The sequence below is a fragment of the Inquilinus sp. NPDC058860 genome, from assembly GCF_042743185.1.
In the GTDB taxonomy this organism is placed as follows: domain Bacteria; phylum Pseudomonadota; class Alphaproteobacteria; order DSM-16000; family Inquilinaceae; genus Inquilinus.
The window spans coordinates 21,273-42,785 of the sequence record NZ_JBHYMS010000032.1 but is presented as its reverse complement, the minus strand read 5'-3'; the positions used below and the strand labels follow the sequence as shown (position 1 = coordinate 42,785).

Below are 21,513 nucleotides of genomic sequence, written 5' to 3'. Positions count from 1 at the left end.
GCGCTCGCCGCGTGACAAACCCACCTCAATCTGACGGTTGACCGCGATCGAAGCTGGACACGCCGTCCGGCCCGGCCGATATGCTAGGGCCATTGTCCGGAGCGAGGGAACGCCGCAGGGCCGATGTTGTCCAACCGTTGGCAGGGCGAGATCCTGCACGCCGTGCGCGAATCCGGCAGTTGCAGCATCGCCGCGCTGGCGCGCCGCTTCGAGGTCTCGACCGAGACCATCCGGCGCAGCGTCAAGCCGCTGATCGAGACCGGCGCCGTGATCCGCTTCCATGGCGGGGTGATGCTGCCGGACGGGCTGGAGGAGCCGCCGTTCCAGCGCCGGATGCAGCGCCACCGCGAGGCCAAGCAGGCGGTGGCCGCCCTGGTCGCCGCCCGCATCGCCGACGGCGACCCGATCATCCTCGACAACGGCACCACCTCGGCCTATGTCGCCCAGGCGCTGGCGCATCATTCCCGGCTGGTGGTGGTGACCAATTCGGCCGAGATCGCCTGCCGCCTGGCGCCGCGCAACGACAACCGCATCTTCCTGTGCGGCGGCGAGGTCAATGGCGACGACGTCGCCGCCTTCGGCCCCTCCGCCATCGCCTTCCTGCGCCAGTTCCAGGTGCGCTGCGCCGTGCTGTCGGTCGGCGGCATCAACGGCCGCGGCGAGCTGGTCGACTTCCACCTGTTCGAGGCCGAGTTCTCGCATGCGGCGATGGCCCAGGCTGCGGAGACCTGGGTGATCGCCGACCACAGCAAGTTCGGCCGCGAGGCGCCGGTGAAGGTGTGCAGCCTGGCCGATGTCGACTTGGTCCTCACCGACCGCCCGCCCCCGCCCGACTTCGCCCGCCGCTGCGACGCCGCCGGGGTGCGGATCGCGGTGCCGGAGGACAGGACGTAGATCAGGCTTCGGGCGTCCGGTAGACCTCGGCCCCCGTCGGGTGGCCGCAGCAGCTCGACCGCCTCCAACGCGACAGCATGGTGCCGCCAGGCGAAGCAACAGAGCTCCATATACCTGTGATCTCTTAATGTTATTAACGATCGAACATCTCGATCAATTATCGATCAATCGCGTGAACATCAATACGCACGGAACTTAATGGGCCGTATTCCCACAAATTCCGTCTGTTTTAGAAAAATTATATTTAAAATTATAGAATTTGTAGATGACTGTGAGTCATAAATTTCTAAAAATCTAAATCAACGCCCAAATTAACCACATAAATTGATAGTCATAAATAAATTCTTGACTCCATCATGCAGATCGATATGAGTCGTTCTTACGGATGATTTCCGACCATAATGAAAATAGAGGATATCGACTCAGCCGTGCGTTCGGCGCTTTAGTCCGAAAGGGTAAAGCATGCAGATCATCTTGACTCAGTCAGGGGCATTTGTGTTGGCGCGGAACGGGCGATCGACATCATCGAACATGTACCGGGGTCGTTCGGCCAGGTGGGCCATGCCCGCCACGCCGATGGTGGGCGCGCAAGAAATCCGAGGCTGAGCGGCGGGCTTCCGCAATCAACTCAGTCCCGGCCCGCGGTGATCGTCGAGATCCCGCGGCAAGGGCCCGGCCGGCTCCAATAGACGACGGAATCCGGGGCATCGGGGACTCCCCGCTGCTCAGCTGTCTCTGCCTGGTTCCCACAGCAAGGAGTGTGTGATGCCAGTACTTTGCTGTCCGGCGGTGGCTGTGCCTGAACACACCATCAGCATGGAGCAGACTCTGGAGTTGGCCAGGCGGCTCCACGCCGATCACGCCGAGTTGCCGCTGGTCCTGCGGCTGGTCGCCAACACCGGCGTCCGCCAGCGTCACCTGGTGCAGCCGATCGAGGATGCGCTGCGCCACCCGGGCTTCGAGGCGCGCAACCTCGTCTATGTGCGCGAGGCCAAGGCACGCGTCCCGGCCGTGGTCGACGAGGCCCTGGCCAATGCGCGGGTCACCGCGGACCGGATCGACGCGATCATCTACGTCTCATGCACCGGCTTCATGATGCCGTCGCTCACCGCCTGGATGATCAATCAGCTCGGCTTCCGCAGCGATACTCGGCAATTGCCGATCGCCCAGCTCGGCTGTGCCGCCGGCGGAGCCGCCATCAACCGCGCCCACGACTTCTGCCTGGCTCACCCCGGAGCCAATGTGCTCATCGTCGCGTGCGAGTTCTGCTCTCTGTGCTACCAGCCCACCGATCTCAGCGTCGGCAACCTGCTGTCCAACGGCCTGTTCGGCGATGCGGTGGCCGCTGCCGTGGTGCGTGGCGAGGGCGGCACGGGGATGTCCCTGGCCCGCAACGGATCGCGCCTCGTCCTCGGCACCGAGGACTGGATCTCCTATGCAGTCAAGGCCACAGGCTTCCATTTTCGCCTCGACCGGAGGGTGCCCAGGACGATGGAGCAGCTCGCCCCGGAGCTGCGGTCCGTGGCCGCCGAACACGGATGGGACGCCTCCGCCCTGGACTTCTACGTCATCCACGCCGGCGGCCCGCGCATCCTCGATGACCTGTCGCATTTCCTCGGCGTCGAGCCCGGCATGTTCGCCCACAGCCGCGCCACCCTCACCGAGCACGGCAACATCGCATCCGCCGTCGTCCTGGACGCCCTGCGCCGCCTGTTCGTCGCGGGCATCGTTCCCGACGGCGCGCACGGCATCGTCGCCGGATTCGGGCCGGGCATCACCGCCGAGATCACCCTAGGCACCTGGGTCACCAACACCCCTCCCTCGATCGCAGAAGTTCTGGTTCCAGCCAAGGAGGCCACGTCATGACCGTCGTAGAGACCGAGACCACCATGCAGCTGACCATCGGAGGCGACCTGTCCATCAATCGCCTGGGCTATGGCGCGATGCACCTGACCGGTCCCGGAATGTGGGGCGACCCGATCGATCCCGAGGGCGCCATCCGATTGCTGCGCCGCGCCGTCGACCTCGGCATCAACTTCATCGACACCGCCGACTCCTACGGCCCCGGCAACAACGAACAGATCATCCGTCGTGCCCTGCACCCCTACCCTGACGACCTGGTGATCTGCACCAAAGGCGGGATGCTTCGCTCGGGCCCGAAGGACTGGATCCACAGCGAGGACCGTCCGCCGTATATCGTGCCGCTCGGCCGTCCCGAGTATCTGCGCCAGCAGGTCGAATTGAGCCTTCGCAACCTCGGCCTGGAATGCATCCGTGTCTACCAGCTGCACAGCATCGACCCGGCCGTACCACTGGCTGACCAGATCGGCGAGCTCGCCCGCCTCCAGGAGCAGGGCAAGATCCGCCATATCGGGCTGTCCGGGCAGCCCGGGGTCACGATCGACGAGCTGACCCGAGCCCGCGCGGTCGCCGACATCGTCGCGGTGGAAAACCTGTTCAACATCGCCGACCGCACCGACGAGGACACCCTGCGCCATGCGGAAAGGCACAACATCGCCTTCATTCCCTGGTTCCCGCTGGGGCATGGCGGCCTCGTCGGGTCCGACAGCGTCCTTGCCCCGATCGCCGCGGATTATGGTGCGACCCCGTCCCAGCTCGCCCTCGCCTGGCTGCTGCACCACTCCCCGGCCACGGTGCTGATCCCGGGCACCACGTCCATCACCCATCTCGAAGAGAACGCACGCGCCGCCGACCTCCGGCTGAGCGATGCCGACATGGCCGCCATCACCGCTGCGGTCGACCGGGTGAAGCCCGCGATCTGGCGGCCGGAGCGGTGACCGGCCACCCGCAACCGACGGAGGAGCTCATGACCAGGCCAAACGCGCATCCCAACATCGAGACGCTGCGCGCCATCTACGCCGACCTCAGCCGCATCGCCGAGCACACCGATGACGACGTCGTGCTGCACACCGCGGATCGGGGCGCCTCGGGCGGACCACCACAGGTCGTGGGGAAGGACGCCGTTCTCGCCCACGAGCTCGAACTGATCCGCCTGACGGCCAACACGCTGGTCATGGAGGTTCAGGACATCACCGCCAACGACCATTTCGGAGCCGTATTGGGCGTTCTGCGCGCGCGCCTGAACGGCCGCGACATCGGGATGCCCTTCTGCGGGCTGTGGCGCTTCCGTGACGGCCGGGTCATCGAGCACTGGGAGAACGCCTACGACGCGGCCGCCCTCGGTCGCTTCCTCACGGGCGAGGCCGTGCCCGCGGCGACCTGACCGCACTCCTGCACCGATCGCCGACGATCGCCCCCCACTCTCACCGAAGGAATCGACTGCCGTGACATCTCCCGACCTGGCGCCGAGCGCCGAGCCCCTCATGGCCCTGGTCACCGGCTTCTGGGCCGCGAAGATACTGGCGGTGGCGCATGAGCTCCAGCTGTTCACCCGCCTCTCCGGCACGCCGGGCCTCACCATCGAACAATGCGCCCGGCAATACGGCATGGAGCGCCGTCCATCGGAGATGCTCCTCACCGCATGTGCCGCGCTGGGGCTGCTGGAGCGGCGCGGCGAGCACTATGTCAACTCCCCGATGTCCGAGGAGTACCTGGTCCAGGGCAAACCCCAGTACTTCGGCGGCTGGGTCGAGATGGCCGACCGCCGTGAATACCCGGCCTGGATGCGCCTGAAGGACGCCCTGTACGGCAACCGGCCCCTCACCTGGGACCCGACCCGCCAGAAATCGCTGTTCGACGGCGAGGATCCGACGCTGGTGGGCATCTTCTGGGAGGCGATGTACGCGCTGTCCATCACCACATCCCGGGTGCTGGCGGACGCGACGGACCTGTCCGCGGTCAGGAGGCTGCTGGATGTGGGCGGTGGCGGAGCGGCCAACGACATTACCCTGTGCAACCGCTATCCGCAGTTGAAGGCGACCGTGTACGATCTGCCCTTCGTCTGTGCGTTGACCAAGCCCAAGATCGACCAGGCCGGCCTCGGTGACCGCATCGGCCTCGTCGAGGGCGATTTCTTCGCCGATGCGCAACTGCCCGCCGGATACGACGCCATCCTGCTGTCGATGATCCTGCATGACTGGGCCGAGGATGACTGCCGCGCCATCCTTGGCAAATGTTTTGCCGCGCTGCCGCCCGGCGGGCAGGTCATCATCTCCGACCAGCTCGTCGACGACACCAAGGACGGGCCGGTCGGCGCGGCCTTGATGAGCCTCAACATGCTCATCGAGACCTGGGGACGGAGCTACACCGCCGCTGAGTATGGTGACTGGCTCACCGCGGCCGGCTTCACGGACATCAAGACGATCCGCTTCGATGCCCCCGCCGCCAACGGCGCAGTCATCGGCCGCAAACCCTGAACTCCACGCATCACCGTGTCGGCGCCGATCGGCTCGACCAGGGTCCGAATGCGTCGGCGTGGCGCACCTGCTGCAGTTGCTGTCGGGCCATGCCTCATGCCCCCCGATGGCTTTGTCCACCGCCGGACGACCGCGCCGCGACGCCCGCGACCATGTCCTCGACGATCTCCTGCAGCTCCGCCGGCGAGGCACCGTCCTTGGCCTGGATCGAGATGCCCTGCATGACCGCCACCAGGTGCCGGGCGAGGCGGCCCGCCTCGCCGGCATCGGCGAAGGGCGCCAGGGCCTGCGCGATCCGCTTGCGCATGGCGTCGCGCCGCGTGGCGAGATCGCGGGCCAGCGCGGCGTGGTCGGGATGGCAGGCGGTCATGCCGCTGGAGACCATGCAGCTGCGCTCGCGATCGGGATGGGTGACGGCTCCGACGGCCGACTCGAGCAGCCGCCGCACCGCCTCCGCCAACGTGGCGGCCGAGGCGACGGGCATCATGTCGAGCGAGCCGAGGCTCTGCTCGTAGCGGTTCAGCGCCTCCTGGTAGAGCCCGGCCTTGCTGCCGAAGGCGGCATAGAGGCTCGGCGGCGCGATGCCGATCGCCTTGGTCAGGTCGCCGACCGAGACCCCTTCATAGCCGTGCCGCCAGAACAGCCGCATCGCGGTCTCGACCGCCATGTCGCGGTCGAAGCTCCACGGCCGCCCGCCGCGCGATTTCGCATCCGGTTCCATATCGACCACTAAACAACATCTTGACGGCCGGCGTCAAACAAGTTGATTAGTGATCGATAAACAACATGGATGACGCTGATGAGCCCCTCACGACGCAGCTTCCTGGCCGGCGCGGCCGGCCTCGCCGCCCTGGCCGCCCAGGCCAGATTCGGGTTCGCCGCGCCGCAGCCGCAAGAGACCTTCTCCGTCCGGTCCTCGGACGGCACGACGCTGACAGGTGAGGCGCAGGGAGACCCGCAGGCGCCGGAGATCCTGTTCATCCACGGGCTGCGCCAGAGCCGCCTGAGCTGGGACAAGCAGTTCGCCGACCCGGCCTTGGCCGGCTTCCGTCTGGTCCGCTTCGACCTCCGCGGCCATGGCGATTCGGACAAGCCGCCCTCCCCCGACGCCTATGCGTATGCCGACCGGTGGGCGGACGACGTCGACGTCGTGATCGCCGGCGCGAAGCTCCGCCGCCCCGTCCTGGTCGGCTGGTCGCTCGGCGGCTATGTGGCCGGCGCGTATCTGCGGAAATATGGCGGCGCGCAGGTCGCGGGGATCAACCTGGTCGACGCGGTCACCAAGCTGTCGCCCGACCTGCTGACGCCGCTGGCGGGCACCTTCGCCCGCACCACCACCTCGCCCGACCTGGCCGAGCGGACGGCGGAGACGGCGCGCTTTCTCGAAGCCTGCTTCCACCAGCCGCCGACGGGCGTCGAGCTGCAGCGCATGCTGGTCGTCAACGGCATGGCCGCGCGGGCGGTGGGGGAGGGTTTCGTCAAGACGACGACGCCGGATCTGGAACCGGTGTTCCAGGCCTATGCCGGCCCGATCCTGCTGACGCATGGGGTCCATGACCGGCTGGTCCGCCTGGCGATGTCGGAGCGGATCAAGACGCTCCATCCCGACAGCCGCCTCTCGGTCTATGCGGAGAGCGGCCACAGCCCCTTCTATGAGGAGCCGGCCCGGTTCGGACGGGAGCTCGCCGCCTTCGTGACGGCTTCGGCCCGGGCCTGAGCGGCGGATCGGGGGTTGGCCTGTCCCCCAAAAGAAAAACAGGCCGCATTGCTGCGGCCCGAGTTTAGGGAGGAAACGCCCAAGAAGTGCGTTACGACAGCAGCTCATCACTGCATATCGCACTGCAACATAAGCATGTCGCGGCGGCCGCTGCAAGCGAAATCAGATTAAAAATTGATCACGGAGAGATTTGCCCAAATTTTGCCCTCTTCCGAGGCCGATGCCGGCGTTTTGGGCGCTCACAGCCGCTTGATCAGCCACAGCACGAGGTCGTCGTTGACCGGCACCGAGTCGCCCGGCACCACCGGACGCTCCTGCCAGGTGATGCCGTTTCCGTCCGGCCGGTAGCCGAGCCCGCCATAGAGCCGCTGGGCCGGGCCGTAATCGGCGTAGAGGCCGACGCCGAGGCCGATTCGCTCCCGGCCGGCCTGGCGGGCCAGATCCTCGAACGCCCGGATCAGGGCCGAGCCGATGCCGCGGCCTCGGGCCGAGGCGGCAACGACCAGATTGTTGATCTCCGGCACCGCCCCGGCCCGGAACGGCGGATAATCCGACTCCCAGACCAGGGTGCCGTAGCCGACCGGCCAGTCGCCGTTCCAGGCGAGCCGCACCGTCCGCCGGCCGGCGGCCTGGTCGGCGAGATAGCCGGCCCAGAGCGCGGCATCCGCGTTCCAGGCCGCACCGCCCTCGACCGCGGCGATCCGGGCCGGATCCTCGGCGCGCAGGGCGCATAGCTCGATCGTCATGGCGTTCCGTGTCGTACCGGCTGCAGGCGGCGGCCGAAGCGTGCCATCGTAGGACACCGGACCGCCGCCTCCCAACCGGAAGGACGCAGGTCCGCGCAGGAGGAGGCACAGAAGATGCAGCGATGGATCGCCGCCGCCGTGACAGCATGGGCGTTGGCTGCGGCACCGGCCGTGGCCGCCGAGAAGGTCATCCTGGACACCGACTTCAGCACCACGGGGGATGACGGCCAGGTCCTGATCATGGCCGCGCAGCTCGACCGCCAGGGCGTGATCGACCTGCTGGGTGTCACAGTGGTGACCGGCAACAACTGGCTGAAGCAGGAGGTGGCGGACGCGCTGCGCGCGGTCGAGCGCCTGGGCATCGCGGACAAGGTCGGCGTCCATGCCGGCGCCAACCTGCCGCTGGTGCACGACCCGGAGAGCTTCGAGAGCGAGCGCACCCTGTTCGGCTTCGGCGAGAGCTACAAGACCGCGTTCCATCGGCCGCAGCCGGCCGATGCCGACCTGGTGGCGCCGCCGGACGGCTTCGCCCAGAAGGCAAAGCTGCGCGACGAGGACGCGATCGACTTCATCGTCGACACGGTGAAGGCCAACCCGCACGAGGTGTCGCTGCTGGTGATCGGCCCGGCGACCAACATCGCGCTGGCGGTGCGCAAGAGCCCGGAGATCGTGCCGCTGATCAAGAAGATCGTCTACATGGCCGGCGCCTTCGACGTCCGCGGCAACACCACCCCCGCCGCCGAGATGAATGTCTGGATCGACCCGGAGGCGACGCGCATCGTCATGCGCGAGCCGATCGACCAGGCCGTCATCCCCCTCGACGTCACCGACATCACCCAGCTGACCAAGCCCGACTACGACCGCATCGTCGCCGCCGGCGGCCCGATCCCGGCGCTGTTCAAGGACACCTGGATGGCGAAGGCCTTCGCCAAGGATCCGAAGGCGACCGTCAACGTCTTCGACACGCTCGCCCTCGCCTATCTGGTGGACCCCAGCTACGCGACCAAGGTCGAGGAGCTGTTCGTCGACGTCGACATCGCCTTCGGTCCCGGCTACGGCCGCACCTTCGGCTATTGGCAGGAGCAGCCGACCAGGCTGCTGCAGAAGATCAAGGTGGTGAAGCAGTTCGACAACCGCCGCTTCTTCGACCTCTATGTCGACCTGATGACCCGGCCGGTGCCGATCGCGGCGATGAATTAGGGCTGCTTGGCCATGCGTCGGACGCGGCCCGGTCCGGGCCGCGATCCCTCTTGGGAAATCCCGGGCGATGGCCGCAAGATGCGCGCCGCAGAGAGGCAGTCCCGAGTTCCCGAATGACCCAAATCCTGAAGACCATCACGCCGGTGAACGGCGGCATCTATGTCGAGCGGCCGCTGGCGACGCCGGCCGAGGCCGAGGCGGCCCTGGCCCGCGCCCGGGTGGCCCAGGCCGAATGGCGGCGCGTGCCGGTGTCGGAGCGGGCGCGCCTGCTGTCCGCCGCGGTCGACGCCTTCGTCGCCGCCGGGCCGGAGATCGCGCGCGAGATCACTTGGCAGATGGGCCGGCCGGTCCGCTACACCCCCGGCGAGGTGCGCGGCTTCGAGGAGCGCGCGCGCTACATGATCTCGGTCGCCGAGGGCGCGCTGGCCGACATCGACGTCGGGCCGAAGGAGGGCTTCCGCCGCTTCATCCGGCGCGACCCGCTGGGCATCGTCTTCGTCGTCGCCCCCTGGAACTACCCCTATCTGACCGCGGTCAACGCCGTGGTCCCGGCGCTGATGGCCGGCAATGCGGTGATCCTGAAGCATTCGCACCAGACCCCGCTATGTGCCGAACGCTTCGCCCAGGCGCTCAGGGACCTGCCGCCGGGCGTGTTCCAGCACATCCACGCCGACCATGAGACCACCGCAAAGATGATCGGCAGCGGCGCGGTCGATTTCGTCGCCTTCACCGGATCGGTCCCCGGCGGCCGCGCGGTCGAGGAGGCCGCGGCCGGCCGCTTCGTCGGCGTCGGGCTGGAGCTCGGCGGCAAGGACCCCGGCTATGTCCGCGCCGATGCCGACCTGAAGCACGCGGTCGAGACGCTGGTCGACGGCGCCTTCTTCAACTCCGGCCAGTCCTGCTGCGGCATCGAGCGGATCTATGTCCACGCCTCGGTCTATGACGCCTTCGTCGAGGGCGCGGTCGAGCTGACCCGGCAATATGTGCTGGGCGACCCGACCGAGGAGGCGACGACGCTGGGCCCCATGGTCCGCGCCTCGGCCGCCGATTTCGTGCGCGGTCAGACCGCGGAAGCGGTGCGCCAGGGCGCCCGCGCCCTGATCGACGTCAGGGGCTTCGCCGCCGACCAGGCCGGCACGCCCTATCTGGCGCCGCAGGTGCTGACCGGCGTCGACCATTCGATGCGGGTGATGACCGAGGAGAGCTTCGGCCCGGTCGTCGGCATCATGAAGGTGGCGTCGGACGAGGAGGCGGTGCGGCTGATGAACGACAGCCCCTACGGGCTGACCGCGTCGGTCTTCACCCGCGACGTCGATGCCGCCATCGCCATCGGCGACCAGGTGGCGACCGGCACCTGGTTCCTGAACCGCTGCGACTATCTGGACCCGGCCCTGGCCTGGACCGGCGTCAAGGAGTCCGGCCGCGGCTGCACCCTTTCGACCCTCGGCTATGATTATCTCACCCGGCCGAAATCCTTCCACCTGCGGCTTCCCTGACCGGCGCCCCCTCCTGTCATGCTCGGGCTTGACCCGAGCATCCAGGGGCGGCAAGCACCGCCCTCAACGGCCCCTGGATCACCGGGTCAAGCCCGGTGATGACAATAAGGGGCCTTCACAACCAAGTCCGAGCGAGTCCACCGATGCTCAAAGGCAACTGGAACTACCCGACCGCGGTGAAGTTCGGCCCCGGCCGGATCAAGGAGCTGCCGGACCTGTGCAAGGCCCATGGCCTGCAGCGGCCGCTGCTGGTGACCGACCCCGGCCTGGCCAAGCTGGCGATGATCGCCGACGCCATTGCCGCCAACGAGGCCGCCGGCATCCCGACCGCCGTGTTCAGCGACGTCAAGCCGAACCCGACCGGGAAGAACGTCGCCGACGGCGTCGCGGTCTATAAGGCCGGCGGCCATGACGGCGTCATCGCCTTCGGCGGCGGCAGCCCGCTGGACGCCGGCAAGGCCATCGCCTTCCACGCCGGCCAGTCGCGCCCGCTGTGGGATTTCGAGGACATCGGCGACTGGTGGACCCGTGCCGACGCGTCGAGGATCGCCCCGGTGATCGCCATTCCGACCACCGCCGGCACCGGGTCGGAGGTCGGGCGCGCCGGCGTCATCACCGACGAGGAGGCGCATGTGAAGCGCATCATCTTCCATCCGAAGATGATGCCGGTCGTCGTGATCGCCGACCCGGAGCTGAGCTTCGGCCTGCCGCCGCATGTCACCGCCGCCACCGGCATGGACGCGCTGGCCCATTGCCTGGAGGCGTTCTGCGCCCCCGGCTTCCACCCGATGGCCGACGGCATCGCGCTGGAGGGCATCCGCCTGATCCGGGACTGGCTGCCGGTCGCGGTCAAGGACGGCCGCAACCTGGAGGCCCGCAGCAACATGCTGGTCGCCGCCAGCATGGGCGCCACCGCCTTCCAGAAGGGGCTGGGGTCGATCCACTCCCTCGCCCACCCGCTCGGCGCGCTGTACGACGCCCATCACGGCCTGCTGAACGGCATCCTGATGCCGTACTGCATGGTCCACAACCGCGACGCCATCGCGGGCCGGATGGAGCGCCTCGGCCGCTATATCGACCTGTCGAAGCCCGGCTTCGACACCGTCCTGATCTGGGTGCTGGACCTGCGCCGCGAGATCGGCATCCCGCACACGCTGAAGGAGATCGGCATCGGCGACAACCGGGCCGAGGAGATCGGACGGATGGCGGAGGCCGACCCGTCGACCGGCAGCAACGCCAAGCCGGTCAAGGCCGACGAATTGCGCGCCGTGTTCGTGGATGCGGTGAACGGGCGGCTGTAAGGCCGCCGCCCTCCCGTCCTTCCCTCTGTCAGGGGGCCGGCGGCCAGAGCCTGGCCGTATGGATCAGGGTCAGAACGAACACAGTTCCGTCCCTGATCTCGTAGACGAGCCGGTAGCTCCGGTGCGGCAGGATCTCCCGCGTACCGGGCTGATCGCCCAGATGACCGAGATACGGGAACTCGGCCAGCCGGGCAGCGGCCTCGTCGAACAGAGCGTCCATGCGGGACGCCGCATCGATGTCATCGGCAGCGATGTAGAGGAAGATGTCGTCCTTGTCGCGAAGCGCGCGCGAGGTCCATTCAACCTTCACCGCTTACCGAGCCGTTTCAGCAGCTCGGCTCGCCTTGCCTCGCCCTCGGCGACGACCTGTTCATGCGAAACGGTGCGGCCGGCGGCGATGTCCTCGCGGCCGAGCCGAACCTTCTCCGCCAGGAACGCCAGGTACTCCTCCTCGGTGCCCTGCGGCACGTCTTGTGCCAGCCTGGCCTCGTGCCGGCGCATGGCCTCCTCGAACTCGACGGTTCGCGATTGCCGTTGCACGAAGCCTCGCACCAGATCCCGTGCGACCTGGGACGCAGGCCGGTCCAGAGCGTGTGCCGCGTCCATGAACGCCCTGTGCAACTTGGCGTCCATCCGGACGGTCAGCAGCATGTCCTTTGCCATTGTCTATCTCTTACCAAGCGATTGGCTACTCATTGAATTGCAATCGCTGCTGATTGTCTAGTCAAAGGATACTCGCGCTCGACCATTCTTGGTTCGGATACGGCTGCGCCGGATCCCATCACTCGTGCGGCATTTTGCATTCCGTCGCATCTGCCGCATTGAAAATTATTAACCCCATCGCAGTGCACAAAAGTCTTACATGTCGGTGAGGCACCGGGGCGGGCAGGCGTTTTTCCGGTGCAGTCCGGCTGCGGGAATCAGGCCATGAAGCGCTCGGTTTTGGGGGTCGTCGCGGTCCTCGGCATCGCCGTTGCCGCGGTCGCATGGCAACGCTTCGGCAACGCCGACGCGATCGAGCGCAGCGGCAAGACCGCCGAGGCCGGCCAGTCCGGCGCGAAGAACGCGGGCCGGTCGATCCCGGTGGTCACCGCTTCGGTCGAGCAGAAACCGGTCGCCACCGCCATCTCCGCCATCGGCACGGTCGAGCCGATCTCGACCGTCCTGGTCACGTCCCGCATCGACAGCCAGGTGATGCAGGTGCATGTCGCCGACGGCCAGACCGTCCAGGCCGGCGACCTCTTGTTCACCCTCGACGACAAGCCGCCGAAGGCCGCCGTCGCCCTGGCCCAGGCCAACCTGGCCAAGGACCAGGCCCAGCGCGACCAGACCGCGGCGGATGTCGAGCGCGACAAGCCGCTGGTCAGGACCGGCGCGGTCTCGCAGCAGGCCTATGACCTGGCGATGGCCGCCGCCAAGGGGGCCGAGGCCAGCGTCGCCGCAGACCAGGCCAATCTCGACCAGGCCCAGCTGACCCTGTCCTACACCCAGATCCGGGCGCCGATCACCGGCCGCCTCGGCGTCGTCTCGGTCACCGCCGGCAACCTGGTCAAGGCCAACACCACCAACAGCAACGCCACCAGCGGCGCCGTCACCAGCCTGGTCACCATCACCGAGATGACGCCGATCCGGATCGCCTTCACCGTGCCGGAGCGGAACCTGGACGCCATCCGCGCGGCGATGACCAGCCCGGCCCCGCCGAAGGTCGAGGCCTTCGACAGCGACGGCCAGCGCCGCATCGCCAGCGGCCAGCTGAGCTTCATCGACAGCACCGTCGACACCAAATCGGGAACGATCCCGCTGAAGGCGACCTTCGATAACGGCGCCTTCGCGCTGTGGCCGGGGCAGTTCGTGCGGGTGGCGCTGCAGCTCGGCACCCAGGACAACGCCATCACGGTGCCGACCGTGGCGCTGCAGGCCGGCCAGGACGGTGCCTTCGTCTTCGTCGCCAGGCCCGACGGCACCGCCGAGATGCGGCCGGTGACGGTGGCGCGGACGGTCGGCGACACCGCCGTGGTCGCCCAGGGGCTGAAGCCGGGCGAGAAGGTGGTGACCGAGGGCCAGCTGCGGCTGATGCAGGGCAGCCGCATCACCGAGAAGACGGCCGGCACGGCCCCGGCGGCGCCGCGCGCGGACGGCGTCGCCTCCGCCGTCAGCCCGACCTGATCCGGGCGCGGGGACAAGAGCCATGAACCTCTCGGAGCTCTGCATCCGCCGCCCGGTGATGACGACCCTGCTGACGGTCGCCATGGTCATGGCCGGGCTGTTCGCCTTCGGCCAGCTGCCGATCGCGGCGCTGCCCAACACCGATTTCCCGGTGATCAACGTCTCGGCCAGCCTGCCCGGCGCCAGCCCGGACACGATGGCGAGCTCGGTGGCGACGCCGCTGGAGAAGCAGTTCGAGACCATCGCCGGCATCCAGTCGATGTCCGCGACCTCGACCCAGGGGTCGACCACCATCACCCTGGAATTCGACCTGAACCGCGACATCGACGCCGCCGCCGCCGACGTCCAGTCCGCCATCACCGCGGTGCAGCGCAAGCTGCCGCCGGAGATGACCTCGCCGCCGAGCTACCGCAAGGTCAACCCGGCCGACGCGCCGATCATGCTGCTGTCGGTCAGCAGCGACACGCTGCCCTTGTCGACACTCGACAACTATGCCGAGCAGGTGATCTCGCCCAGCCTGTCGACGCTGACCGGCGTGGCCCAGGTGTCGATCTACGGCAGCCAGAAATACGCCGTCCGCATCCAGGTCGACCCCGACGCGCTGAACCACCGCGGCATCAGCGTCGACGACGTCCAGAAGGCGGTCGCCGCCGCCAACGTCAACACCCCGGTCGGCACCCTGCAGGGCCCGCAGCAGCAGCTGATCCTGCAGGCCGACACGCAGATGTACGACGCCAAGGCCTTCGCCGACCTGATCGTGGCCTCGCCCAACGGCATGCCGGTGCGGCTGGGCGACGTCGCCAAGGTGATCGATTCCGTCGAGAACGACCAGACGGCGAGCTGGTTCGACCAGAACCGGTCGATCGTGCTGGCGGTGCAGCGCCAGCCCGACGCCAACACCGTCGCCATCGTCGACGCGGTGAAGGAGCTGCTGCCGAAGTTCAGCGCCGACATGCCGCCTTCGGTGAAGATCAGCGTGCTGAACGACCGGTCGACCTCGATCCGCCAGGCGGTCACCGACGTGCAGTTCACGCTCGGCCTGACCATCGCGCTCGTGGTGATGGTGATCTTCCTGTTCCTGCGCCGCGTGTCGGCCACCATCATCCCGACGATCACGGTGCCGATCTCGCTGGTGGCCACCATCGCCGGCATGTATCTGTGCGGCTTCTCGATCGACAATATCTCCCTGCTCGGCCTGACCCTGTCGGTCGGCCTGGTGGTCGACGACGCGATCGTGATGCTGGAGAACATCGTCCGCTACATCGAGGAGGGCATGAAGCCCTTCGAGGCGGCGCTGAAGGGCAGCCGCGAGATCGGCTTCACCATCCTGTCGATCACCCTGTCGCTGGTCGCGGTGTTCATCCCGGTGCTGCTGATGGGCGGCGTGGTCGGCCGGATCTTCAACGAATTCGCGGTCGTCGTGACCATGTCGATCGCGGCCTCGGCCTTCGTGTCGCTGACGCTGACGCCGATGATGTGCTCGCGCTTCCTGCACGCCCATGACGAGGAGAAGCCGGAAGGGGCGATCGGCCGGACGCTGGAGCGCGGCTTCGACGCCATCCTCGGCTTCTACTCGCGGACGCTGCGCTGGTGCCTGGCGCACCGGCCGGTGATGCTGCTGGTGTTCTTCGGCACCATCGCCGGCACCATGCTGCTGTTCCAGGCGATCCCGAAGGGCTTCTTCCCGACCGAGGATCTGAGCCAGCTGCAGGTCACCACCCAGGCCCGGCAGGACGTGTCCTTCGACGCCATGATCGGGCTGCAGAACCAGGTTCGCGAGGTGTTCCAGAAATCGCCCTATGTCCAGGACGTGGTGTCGAGCGTCGGCACCAACGGCTATGGCGGCACACTGAACTCCGGCCGGCTGTTCGTGCAGCTGAAGCCGAAGGAAGAGCGCCCGCCGCTCGACACCGTGATCTCCGACCTGCGGCGCCAGCTCGGCCCGATCTCGGGCATCGACAGCTACATGGTGCCGGTGCAGAACCTGCGGGTCGGCGGCCGCACCTCCTCCGCCCAATACCAGTTCGTGATGCAGGGCCTGAACCAGCAGGAGCTGTACAACTGGGCCGGCAAGATGACGACCGGGATGCGCAGATCGTCGGTGCTGCAGGACGTGGTCAGCGACCTGCAGCTGAACGCCCTGCAGGCGACGCTGAAGGTCGACCGCGACAAGGCGGCCCAGCTGGGCGTCACCAGCGACGCGCTGCGCTCGACGCTTTATGGCGGCTTCGGCACCGAGCAGATCTCGACCATCTTCACGTCGGTGGACAGCTATGAGGTGATACTCGAGCTCGACCCCGCCTTCCCGTGGTCGGCGGATTCGCTCGACAAGATCTATGTCCGCTCCTCCAACGGCCAGCTGGTGCCGCTCGGCGCCTTCGCCACGGTGGAGCGCACGGCCGGGCCGCTGTCGGTCAACCAGCAGGGGCAGTTGCCGGCCGTCACCATCTCCTTCAACGTCGCCGCCGGAAAGTCGCTCAGCGACGCGACCGCGGAGATCGACCGGATCAAGTCCGACATCGCCCTGCCGGTGACCATCACCACCGCCTATGCTGGCAACGCCCAGGTGTTCCAGCAGTCGCTGCAGAACCAGGGGCTGCTGCTGCTCGGCGCGGTGCTGACGATCTACATCGTGCTCGGGATTCTCTATGAGAGCTTCACCCATCCGCTGGTGATCCTCTCCGGCCTGCCCTCGGCGGCGATCGGCGCGCTGGGCACGCTGATGCTGTTCCGCACCGACCTGTCGGTGATCGCGATCATCGGCGTCTTGATGCTGATCGGCATCGTCAAGAAGAACGCGATCATGATGATCGACTTCGCGCTGAACGCGCAGCGCAGCGAGGGGCTGCCAGCGCGCGATGCGATCTACCGCGCCTGCACGCTGCGCTTCCGGCCGATCATGATGACCACCATGGCGGCGCTGATGGGCGCGCTGCCGATCGCGGTCGGCCAAGGGGCGAGTGCCGAGCTGCGCCAGCCGCTGGGCCTGGCCGTGGTCGGCGGGCTCGTGGTGTCGCAGATGCTGACGCTCTACATCACCCCGGTGCTGTACCTCTATGTCGAGGACCTGACCCACGGCGCCCTGTCCTTCGGCCGCTGGCTCCGGCGCGGGGCGAAGGGCGCGGGGGCCAAGACCGCCCCCAGCCATGCCCCCGCAGAATAGAGGCAACGCAGAAGTCGGCTGGGTTCTTACCGACGCCGGAAGAACACAGGACCCAGCGGGCGCAGGCGGACGCCGTCGCGCAGACGGGTGAAGGGCTGGGCGGCGGGGTCCGCCAGGTTGGGGCCCGGCGCTTCGACCACCAGCACCGCCTCGGCGATCGGCTCGAAATCGGCGCGGAAATGCACCGAGCTCTTCAGCGCCAGGATCCTCTGGGCGGAGGGCTCGACGTCGAGATGGCGGAACATCGCCTGGTCGGCCGCCTGCTGCTTGCGGCTGCTGACGGCGACACGGACGCCGCCCGGATGGCGCAGCAGCGCCATCGGGCCGAGCTGCATGCGGTTGCCGCCGTAGAACGGGCCGGTGCCGGTGAAGCGGCCGTCGCCCAGCGCCTCCACCGTCCAGGCCGCCCGCAGCGGCTGCTGCCCGCGATAGGCGCTGCCGGCACCGATGCCGCGGTCCAGCACCGCCCCGACGCCGGCCGCATGCGCCGCCTTCGCCGTTGCCGGATCGGCCAGCAGGCCCAGCACCGCGCCCTCGGCGCCGCCGCGGATCAGCGCCTGCAGCAGCACCACCCCGTCGGATTCGGCGCCGCCGCCGGGATTGTCTTGGGTGTCGGCCAGCACCACCGGCCGCGTCGCCCCGGCCGCCAGGCGCCGGGCCTCGGCCACCGCCGCGTCGGGCTGCAGCAGCACCGGCACGAACTCCGGCTCGGCCGCGGCGAGCGCCGCCGTCATCTCGTCGACCGCCGCAGCCAGCGCCGCGGGATCGGCGCCGTAGCCGGCCAGGCTGGGCCCGCAATCGGCGAAATCCGCCGCCGGGAAGCCCATGGAGAAGCCGAGCGAGACGTCGTGCCGGCGCTCGAGCTCTGCCATCAGCGCGTAGAGGCGGCGCGCCGGGTCGGCGAGCGTGCATTGCGCCACCAGCGAGACCAGGAACTCCGCCTGCCGGAACGCCTTGCCCGGCCGCCAGCCGGACAGGATGCGGTCCAGCAGCGCCGCCGCCCGCGCCCCGGTCTCGGCCATGTCGACATGCGGATAGGTGCGGTACGGCACCAGCAGGTCGGACAGCTCGACCATCCGTCGGGTGACGTTGGCGTGCAGGTCCAGGCTCGCGACGATCGGGACGTCCGGCCCGGTCACGGCGCGGATGCGGGCCAGGATCTCCCCCTCGCCGTCCGGCACGCTCTCGGTGACCATGGCGCCGTGCAGGTCGAGATAGACGGCGTCGACCGGGCCGGCGGCGCGCAGGTCCTCGACCAGCATCGCCGTGATCCGCTCGAAGGCGTCGTCGGTCACCGGCGCCGAGGGCGAGGCCGAGCACCACAAGAGCGGCGCGATCTCGTGCCCCGCTGCCGTCGCGGCGGCGAGGAAGCCGGCGGCCGGCAGGTTGATCCCGGCCAGGGCCGGCGCCAGCGCCGCACCGCGCGACAGGCCGGGCCAGCCGTCGGCCGTCTCGAACTGCGAGAAGCCGGCCTTCGCCGTGGCGAAGCTGTTGGTCTCGTGCTGGAACCCGCCGACCGCGATCCGCATGCCGTCCGTCACGGATGCTTGTGGATCGGGTCGACCCAGTAGACCGCCTCCGGCTTCTCCACCGGCTCGATGTCGAGATTGACCACCACCGCCTCGTTGTCGCTGCGCACCAGCACGCATTCCAGCGGTTCGTCGGTCGAGGCGTTGATCTCCTGGTGCGGCACATAGGGCGGCACGAAGATGAAATCGCCCGCCCCGGCCTCGGCGACGTATTCCAGCTTCTCGCCCCAGCGCATCCGGGCCTTGCCGCGAACGACGTAGATCACGCTCTCCAGCGGCCCGTGGTGGTGCGCGCCGGTCTTGGCGTCCGGGTGGATGGTGACGGTGCCGGCCCAGATCTTCTGCGCCCCGACCCGGGCCGCGTTGATCGCTGCCTTGCGGTCCATGCCCGGCGTCTGGGCGGTGTTGGGGTCGAGATCGGTGCCGCGGATCACGCGCACCCCGTTCAGGCGCCAGTCAGGTGTCTCGTGGTGATGATGATCGGTCATGCTTCGGTCCGTCCGGAAACTCTCCGCGGCGTTCGGCGCCAGACTGCGCCGCGACCGTGGCCGGTGCAACCGCGATCGACCCTTTCGGGCATTTCCCCGGGGCCGGCGTAACCGGTCCGTCACGCTCCGCTGCTATAGGATCGGCGTCCGATTCCCCTGCCGCCATGAGACGCCGATCGTGACTTCCGACAGCCGCCGCCAATTCCTGAAGACCGGGCTCGCCGCCGCGGCCGCGATGGCCGTGCCGGCCAGCATCCGCGAGGCCCTGGCGATTCCCGCCCATAACGCCACCGGAACCCTGCGCGATGTCGAGCACATCGTCGTGCTGATGCAGGAGAACCGGTCCTTCGACCATTATTTCGGCACGCTGAACGGCGTCCGCGGCTTCGGCGACCCGCGCCCGGCGCCGCTGCCGAGCGGCCGGCCGGTCTGGTACCAGAGCGTCGGCCGCAACGGCGCCAGCCGCACCGGCTACCAGAATGTCGACTGGGACCATTGGCACGAGCGGCAACGCTGGTACGAGGCCGACCCCGCGGCCCAGGCGAAGCTGGACTACGTCCTGCCGTTCCGGCTCGACACCGGCAGCACCAGCGCCCAGCACATGGACGGCACCGACCACAGCTGGAAGCTGGACCAGTCGCTGTGGAAGAGCTGGGACAGCTGGGTGCCGCTGAAGAGCCGGATGTCGATGGGCTATTACGACACCGCGTCCGACCTGCCCTTCTACGCCCATCTGGCAGACGCGTTCACCGTCTGCGACGCCAACCACTGCTCGATCTTCGCCAACACCGAACCGAACCGGCAGTACTTCACCGGCGGCGCCAGCGTCTACACCCTGACCGGCCGCGATCCCCAGAACCCGAAGCGCCGGCTGAAGGGCCAGGAGCTGGACAACAACTGGACCGGCGACATGGACCTGGACGAGCCCTGGGAAGGGCTGGCCTGGGAAGCCTATGCCGAGACGCTGGAGAGGCACGGCATCGACTGGCGGGTCTACCAGGCCTATTCCAACTACGGCTGCAACTCGCTGGCCTATCACCGCGACTTCCGCAAGCTGAGCAAGAGCTCCGACCTGTACAAGCGCGGCCGCGCCTATGTCGGCCCCAAGCTGGCCTCGAACGAGGATCCCTACGACGCCGTGCTGGCGCGGGCGATCGCCGATGACGTCAAGGCCGACCGGCTGCCGCAGGTGTCGTGGGTGATCTGCCCCGACGCCTTCTGCGAGCACCCCAACGCCTCCCCCGCCGCCGGCCAGGCCTTCGTCGACAAGATCCTGGAGGCGCTGACCAGCAACCCGAAGGTCTGGGCCAAGACCGTCCTGATCGTGAACTACGACGAGAATGACGGCTTCTTCGACCATGTGCCGGCGCCGGTGCCGCCGGTGAACACCCGCTTCTACGGCTATCAGGGCCGCAGCACGGTTCCGGTCGGCGACGAGAACTACAACGGCGTGCCGATCGGCCTCGGACCCCGCGTGCCGATGCTGGTGGTCTCGCCCTGGAGCAAGGGCGGCTGGGTCTGCTCCGAGCTGTTCGACCACACCTCCGTGCTGCAGTTCATCGAGCGGCGCTTCGGCGTGCCCTGCCGCACCATCTCGCCCTGGCGCCGCTCCGTCTGCGGCGACCTGACCGCGGCCTTCGATTTCCGCACGCCGGACGCCGCCCTGCCGCCGCTGCCGGACACCAGCCGCTACAAGGCCCAGGCCGACGCCGCCGCCGGCCGGCCGGGGCCCGTGCCGCCGGCCAAGCCGTCACGGCCGGTGCAGCAGCGCGGCCAGCGCCGCGCCCGGCCCCTGCCCTATCGCCTCAGCGCCCATGGCCGGGTCGATCCGGACGGGCGCCGGTTCTGGATCGATTTCGCCAATGCCGGGTCGGCCGGCGCCTGCTTCATCGTCCATGCCGGCGGCGGCGCGACCTTCAACGAGGCGGGCAAGCCTTACGAGCCGGACGACACCGTGTTCCCGGACCGGCCGATGCAGCCGACCGCCGACCGGCGCGGGCCGTGGCAATATACGGTCGGGGCCGGTGACACGCTGTCCGACAGCTGGACGCCGGACCGCCCCGGCAGCTACGACCTGTCGGTCTACGGGCCGAACGGCATGCTGAACCGGTTCAAGGGCCGCCTGACCCCGATCCTGTCGGGCATCGCCCGGCCCGAGGTGCGGCTGATGCAGGACGGCCTGTCGGGCGACGTCACGCTGCTGCTGAGCAATATCGGCTTCCGGCCCTGCTATCTGACCGTCGTCAACGGCTACAGCAGCGAGCCGGCGCGGCATCACTACCTCCGGCCGGGCGCCCTGGTCCGAGACCGCTGGTCGCTGCGGTCCAGCTTCGGCTGGTTCGACCTGAGCGTCACGGCCGGGACCGGAGACGATTTCCTTCGCCGCTTCGCCGGCCATGTCGAAACCGGTCGTCCCGGCCTGACCGACCCGAAGATCGGCGGCCCGGCCGTCGAGACTGTCTAGAGACACGCAAAG

At 68.4% G+C, this 21,513-nt stretch carries 18 protein-coding genes; 12 read left to right on the top strand and 6 right to left on the bottom strand.

The features are described 5' to 3' along the window. Window positions 1–123: 123 nt before the first annotated feature. From ACFW16_RS21270 to ACFW16_RS21250, 5 genes are all read left to right on the top strand, one after another. The gene (locus ACFW16_RS21270; RefSeq protein WP_380308681.1) at window positions 124–894 is read left to right on the top strand and encodes a DeoR/GlpR family DNA-binding transcription regulator; all 771 of its coding nucleotides are present in this window, start codon (window positions 124–126) and stop codon (window positions 892–894) included. Window positions 895–1,659: 765 nt separating this feature from the next. Then, window positions 1,660–2,760, top strand: a complete 1,101-nt coding sequence (locus ACFW16_RS21265; protein WP_380308680.1) for a type III polyketide synthase — start codon at window positions 1,660–1,662, stop codon at window positions 2,758–2,760. 23 nt (window positions 2,761–2,783) lie between these two features. Continuing rightward, entirely contained in the window at window positions 2,784–3,692 is a 909-nt protein-coding gene (locus tag ACFW16_RS21260; protein WP_380308678.1) for an aldo/keto reductase, read from the top strand. Between the two features lie 29 nt (window positions 3,693–3,721). Further along, a complete protein-coding gene (locus ACFW16_RS21255) occupies window positions 3,722–4,138 on the top strand; it encodes a nuclear transport factor 2 family protein (protein ID WP_380308676.1) in 417 nt (138 codons plus the stop codon). 100 nt (window positions 4,139–4,238) lie between these two features. Further along, complete coding sequence (locus ACFW16_RS21250; protein WP_380308674.1) at window positions 4,239–5,231, top strand: methyltransferase; 993 nt, start codon at window positions 4,239–4,241, stop codon at window positions 5,229–5,231. A 94-nt stretch (window positions 5,232–5,325) separates the two neighbouring features. Here the strand turns inward: ACFW16_RS21250 and ACFW16_RS21245 are convergent, their stop codons facing one another. After that, window positions 5,326–5,952 carry a TetR/AcrR family transcriptional regulator gene (locus tag ACFW16_RS21245; protein ID WP_380308743.1) on the bottom strand — a complete coding sequence of 209 codons (627 nt, stop codon included), beginning with the start codon at window positions 5,950–5,952 and terminating at the stop codon, window positions 5,326–5,328. A 78-nt stretch (window positions 5,953–6,030) separates the two neighbouring features. Between ACFW16_RS21245 and ACFW16_RS21240 the strand changes: the two genes are divergently transcribed. Further along, window positions 6,031–6,948 carry an alpha/beta fold hydrolase gene (locus ACFW16_RS21240; protein ID WP_380308672.1) on the top strand — a complete coding sequence of 306 codons (918 nt, stop codon included), beginning with the start codon at window positions 6,031–6,033 and terminating at the stop codon, window positions 6,946–6,948. Between the two features lie 239 nt (window positions 6,949–7,187). Here ACFW16_RS21240 and ACFW16_RS21235 read toward each other — a convergent pair whose 3' ends face one another. Then, window positions 7,188–7,694, bottom strand: a complete 507-nt coding sequence (locus ACFW16_RS21235) for a GNAT family N-acetyltransferase (protein ID WP_380308670.1) — start codon at window positions 7,692–7,694, stop codon at window positions 7,188–7,190. A gap of 114 nt (window positions 7,695–7,808) precedes the next feature. Here ACFW16_RS21235 and ACFW16_RS21230 point away from each other — a divergent pair, with 114 nt between their 5' ends. From ACFW16_RS21230 to ACFW16_RS21220, 3 genes are all read left to right on the top strand, one after another. After that, window positions 7,809–8,894: a nucleoside hydrolase gene (locus ACFW16_RS21230; RefSeq protein ID WP_380308668.1), complete on the top strand. Its 1,086-nt coding sequence runs from the start codon at window positions 7,809–7,811 to the stop codon at window positions 8,892–8,894. 113 nt (window positions 8,895–9,007) lie between these two features. Next, window positions 9,008–10,390, top strand: a complete 1,383-nt coding sequence (locus tag ACFW16_RS21225) for an aldehyde dehydrogenase family protein (RefSeq protein ID WP_380308666.1) — start codon at window positions 9,008–9,010, stop codon at window positions 10,388–10,390. Window positions 10,391–10,533: 143 nt separating this feature from the next. Next, window positions 10,534–11,691: an iron-containing alcohol dehydrogenase gene (locus ACFW16_RS21220; RefSeq protein WP_380308664.1), complete on the top strand. Its 1,158-nt coding sequence runs from the start codon at window positions 10,534–10,536 to the stop codon at window positions 11,689–11,691. Window positions 11,692–11,719: 28 nt separating this feature from the next. On the opposite strand, the gene ACFW16_RS21215 is transcribed toward ACFW16_RS21220, so the two are convergent. Together ACFW16_RS21215 and ACFW16_RS21210 are read right to left on the bottom strand one after the other, a co-directional pair. Then, the gene (locus tag ACFW16_RS21215) at window positions 11,720–12,001 is read right to left on the bottom strand and encodes a type II toxin-antitoxin system RelE/ParE family toxin (RefSeq protein ID WP_380308662.1); all 282 of its coding nucleotides are present in this window, start codon (window positions 11,999–12,001) and stop codon (window positions 11,720–11,722) included. Continuing rightward, window positions 11,998–12,354, bottom strand: a complete 357-nt coding sequence (locus ACFW16_RS21210) for a hypothetical protein (protein ID WP_380308660.1) — start codon at window positions 12,352–12,354, stop codon at window positions 11,998–12,000. The genes ACFW16_RS21215 and ACFW16_RS21210 overlap by 4 nt, the downstream gene beginning before the upstream one ends. Before the next feature lie 264 nt (window positions 12,355–12,618). On the opposite strand from ACFW16_RS21210, the gene ACFW16_RS21205 reads away from it, so the two are divergent. Continuing rightward, window positions 12,619–13,857 carry an efflux RND transporter periplasmic adaptor subunit gene (locus ACFW16_RS21205; RefSeq protein WP_380308658.1) on the top strand — a complete coding sequence of 413 codons (1,239 nt, stop codon included), beginning with the start codon at window positions 12,619–12,621 and terminating at the stop codon, window positions 13,855–13,857. 22 nt (window positions 13,858–13,879) lie between these two features. Further along, window positions 13,880–17,020 carry an efflux RND transporter permease subunit gene (locus ACFW16_RS21200; protein ID WP_380308656.1) on the top strand — a complete coding sequence of 1,047 codons (3,141 nt, stop codon included), beginning with the start codon at window positions 13,880–13,882 and terminating at the stop codon, window positions 17,018–17,020. Window positions 17,021–17,046: 26 nt separating this feature from the next. On the opposite strand, the gene ACFW16_RS21195 is transcribed toward ACFW16_RS21200, so the two are convergent. Both ACFW16_RS21195 and ACFW16_RS21190 read right to left on the bottom strand, forming a co-directional pair. Continuing rightward, window positions 17,047–18,549, bottom strand: coding sequence for a M81 family metallopeptidase (locus tag ACFW16_RS21195; protein WP_380308654.1), 1,503 nt, complete (start codon window positions 18,547–18,549; stop codon window positions 17,047–17,049). A gap of 8 nt (window positions 18,550–18,557) precedes the next feature. Further along, complete coding sequence (locus ACFW16_RS21190) at window positions 18,558–19,037, bottom strand: cupin domain-containing protein (protein WP_138891742.1); 480 nt, start codon at window positions 19,035–19,037, stop codon at window positions 18,558–18,560. Window positions 19,038–19,215: 178 nt separating this feature from the next. On the opposite strand from ACFW16_RS21190, the gene ACFW16_RS21185 reads away from it, so the two are divergent. Beyond that, on the top strand, window positions 19,216–21,501 hold the full coding sequence (locus ACFW16_RS21185) for a phosphocholine-specific phospholipase C (RefSeq protein WP_380308651.1): 2,286 nt from the start codon (window positions 19,216–19,218) through the stop codon (window positions 21,499–21,501). Window positions 21,502–21,513: the final 12 nt, after the last annotated feature.

Bases quoted from the DNA above. Each gene is read 5' to 3' on its own strand.
- ACFW16_RS21205 (WP_380308658.1), top strand. From the start codon at position 12,619: ATGAAGCGCTCGGTTTTGGGGGTCGTCGCGGTCCTCGGCATCGCCGTT.
- ACFW16_RS21245 (WP_380308743.1), bottom strand. From the start codon at position 5,952: ATGGAACCGGATGCGAAATCGCGCGGCGGGCGGCCGTGGAGCTTCGAC.
- ACFW16_RS21235 (WP_380308670.1), bottom strand. From the start codon at position 7,694: ATGACGATCGAGCTATGCGCCCTGCGCGCCGAGGATCCGGCCCGGATC.
- ACFW16_RS21255 (WP_380308676.1), top strand. From the start codon at position 3,722: ATGACCAGGCCAAACGCGCATCCCAACATCGAGACGCTGCGCGCCATC.
- ACFW16_RS21195 (WP_380308654.1), bottom strand. From the start codon at position 18,549: ATGCGGATCGCGGTCGGCGGGTTCCAGCACGAGACCAACAGCTTCGCC.
- ACFW16_RS21200 (WP_380308656.1), top strand. From the start codon at position 13,880: ATGAACCTCTCGGAGCTCTGCATCCGCCGCCCGGTGATGACGACCCTG.
- ACFW16_RS21270 (WP_380308681.1), top strand. From the start codon at position 124: ATGTTGTCCAACCGTTGGCAGGGCGAGATCCTGCACGCCGTGCGCGAA.
- ACFW16_RS21265 (WP_380308680.1), top strand. From the start codon at position 1,660: ATGCCAGTACTTTGCTGTCCGGCGGTGGCTGTGCCTGAACACACCATC.
- ACFW16_RS21220 (WP_380308664.1), top strand. From the start codon at position 10,534: ATGCTCAAAGGCAACTGGAACTACCCGACCGCGGTGAAGTTCGGCCCC.
- ACFW16_RS21250 (WP_380308674.1), top strand. From the start codon at position 4,239: ATGGCCCTGGTCACCGGCTTCTGGGCCGCGAAGATACTGGCGGTGGCG.
- ACFW16_RS21225 (WP_380308666.1), top strand. From the start codon at position 9,008: ATGACCCAAATCCTGAAGACCATCACGCCGGTGAACGGCGGCATCTAT.
- ACFW16_RS21260 (WP_380308678.1), top strand. From the start codon at position 2,784: ATGCAGCTGACCATCGGAGGCGACCTGTCCATCAATCGCCTGGGCTAT.
- ACFW16_RS21190 (WP_138891742.1), bottom strand. From the start codon at position 19,037: ATGACCGATCATCATCACCACGAGACACCTGACTGGCGCCTGAACGGG.
- ACFW16_RS21210 (WP_380308660.1), bottom strand. From the start codon at position 12,354: ATGGCAAAGGACATGCTGCTGACCGTCCGGATGGACGCCAAGTTGCAC.
- ACFW16_RS21230 (WP_380308668.1), top strand. From the start codon at position 7,809: ATGCAGCGATGGATCGCCGCCGCCGTGACAGCATGGGCGTTGGCTGCG.
- ACFW16_RS21240 (WP_380308672.1), top strand. From the start codon at position 6,031: ATGAGCCCCTCACGACGCAGCTTCCTGGCCGGCGCGGCCGGCCTCGCC.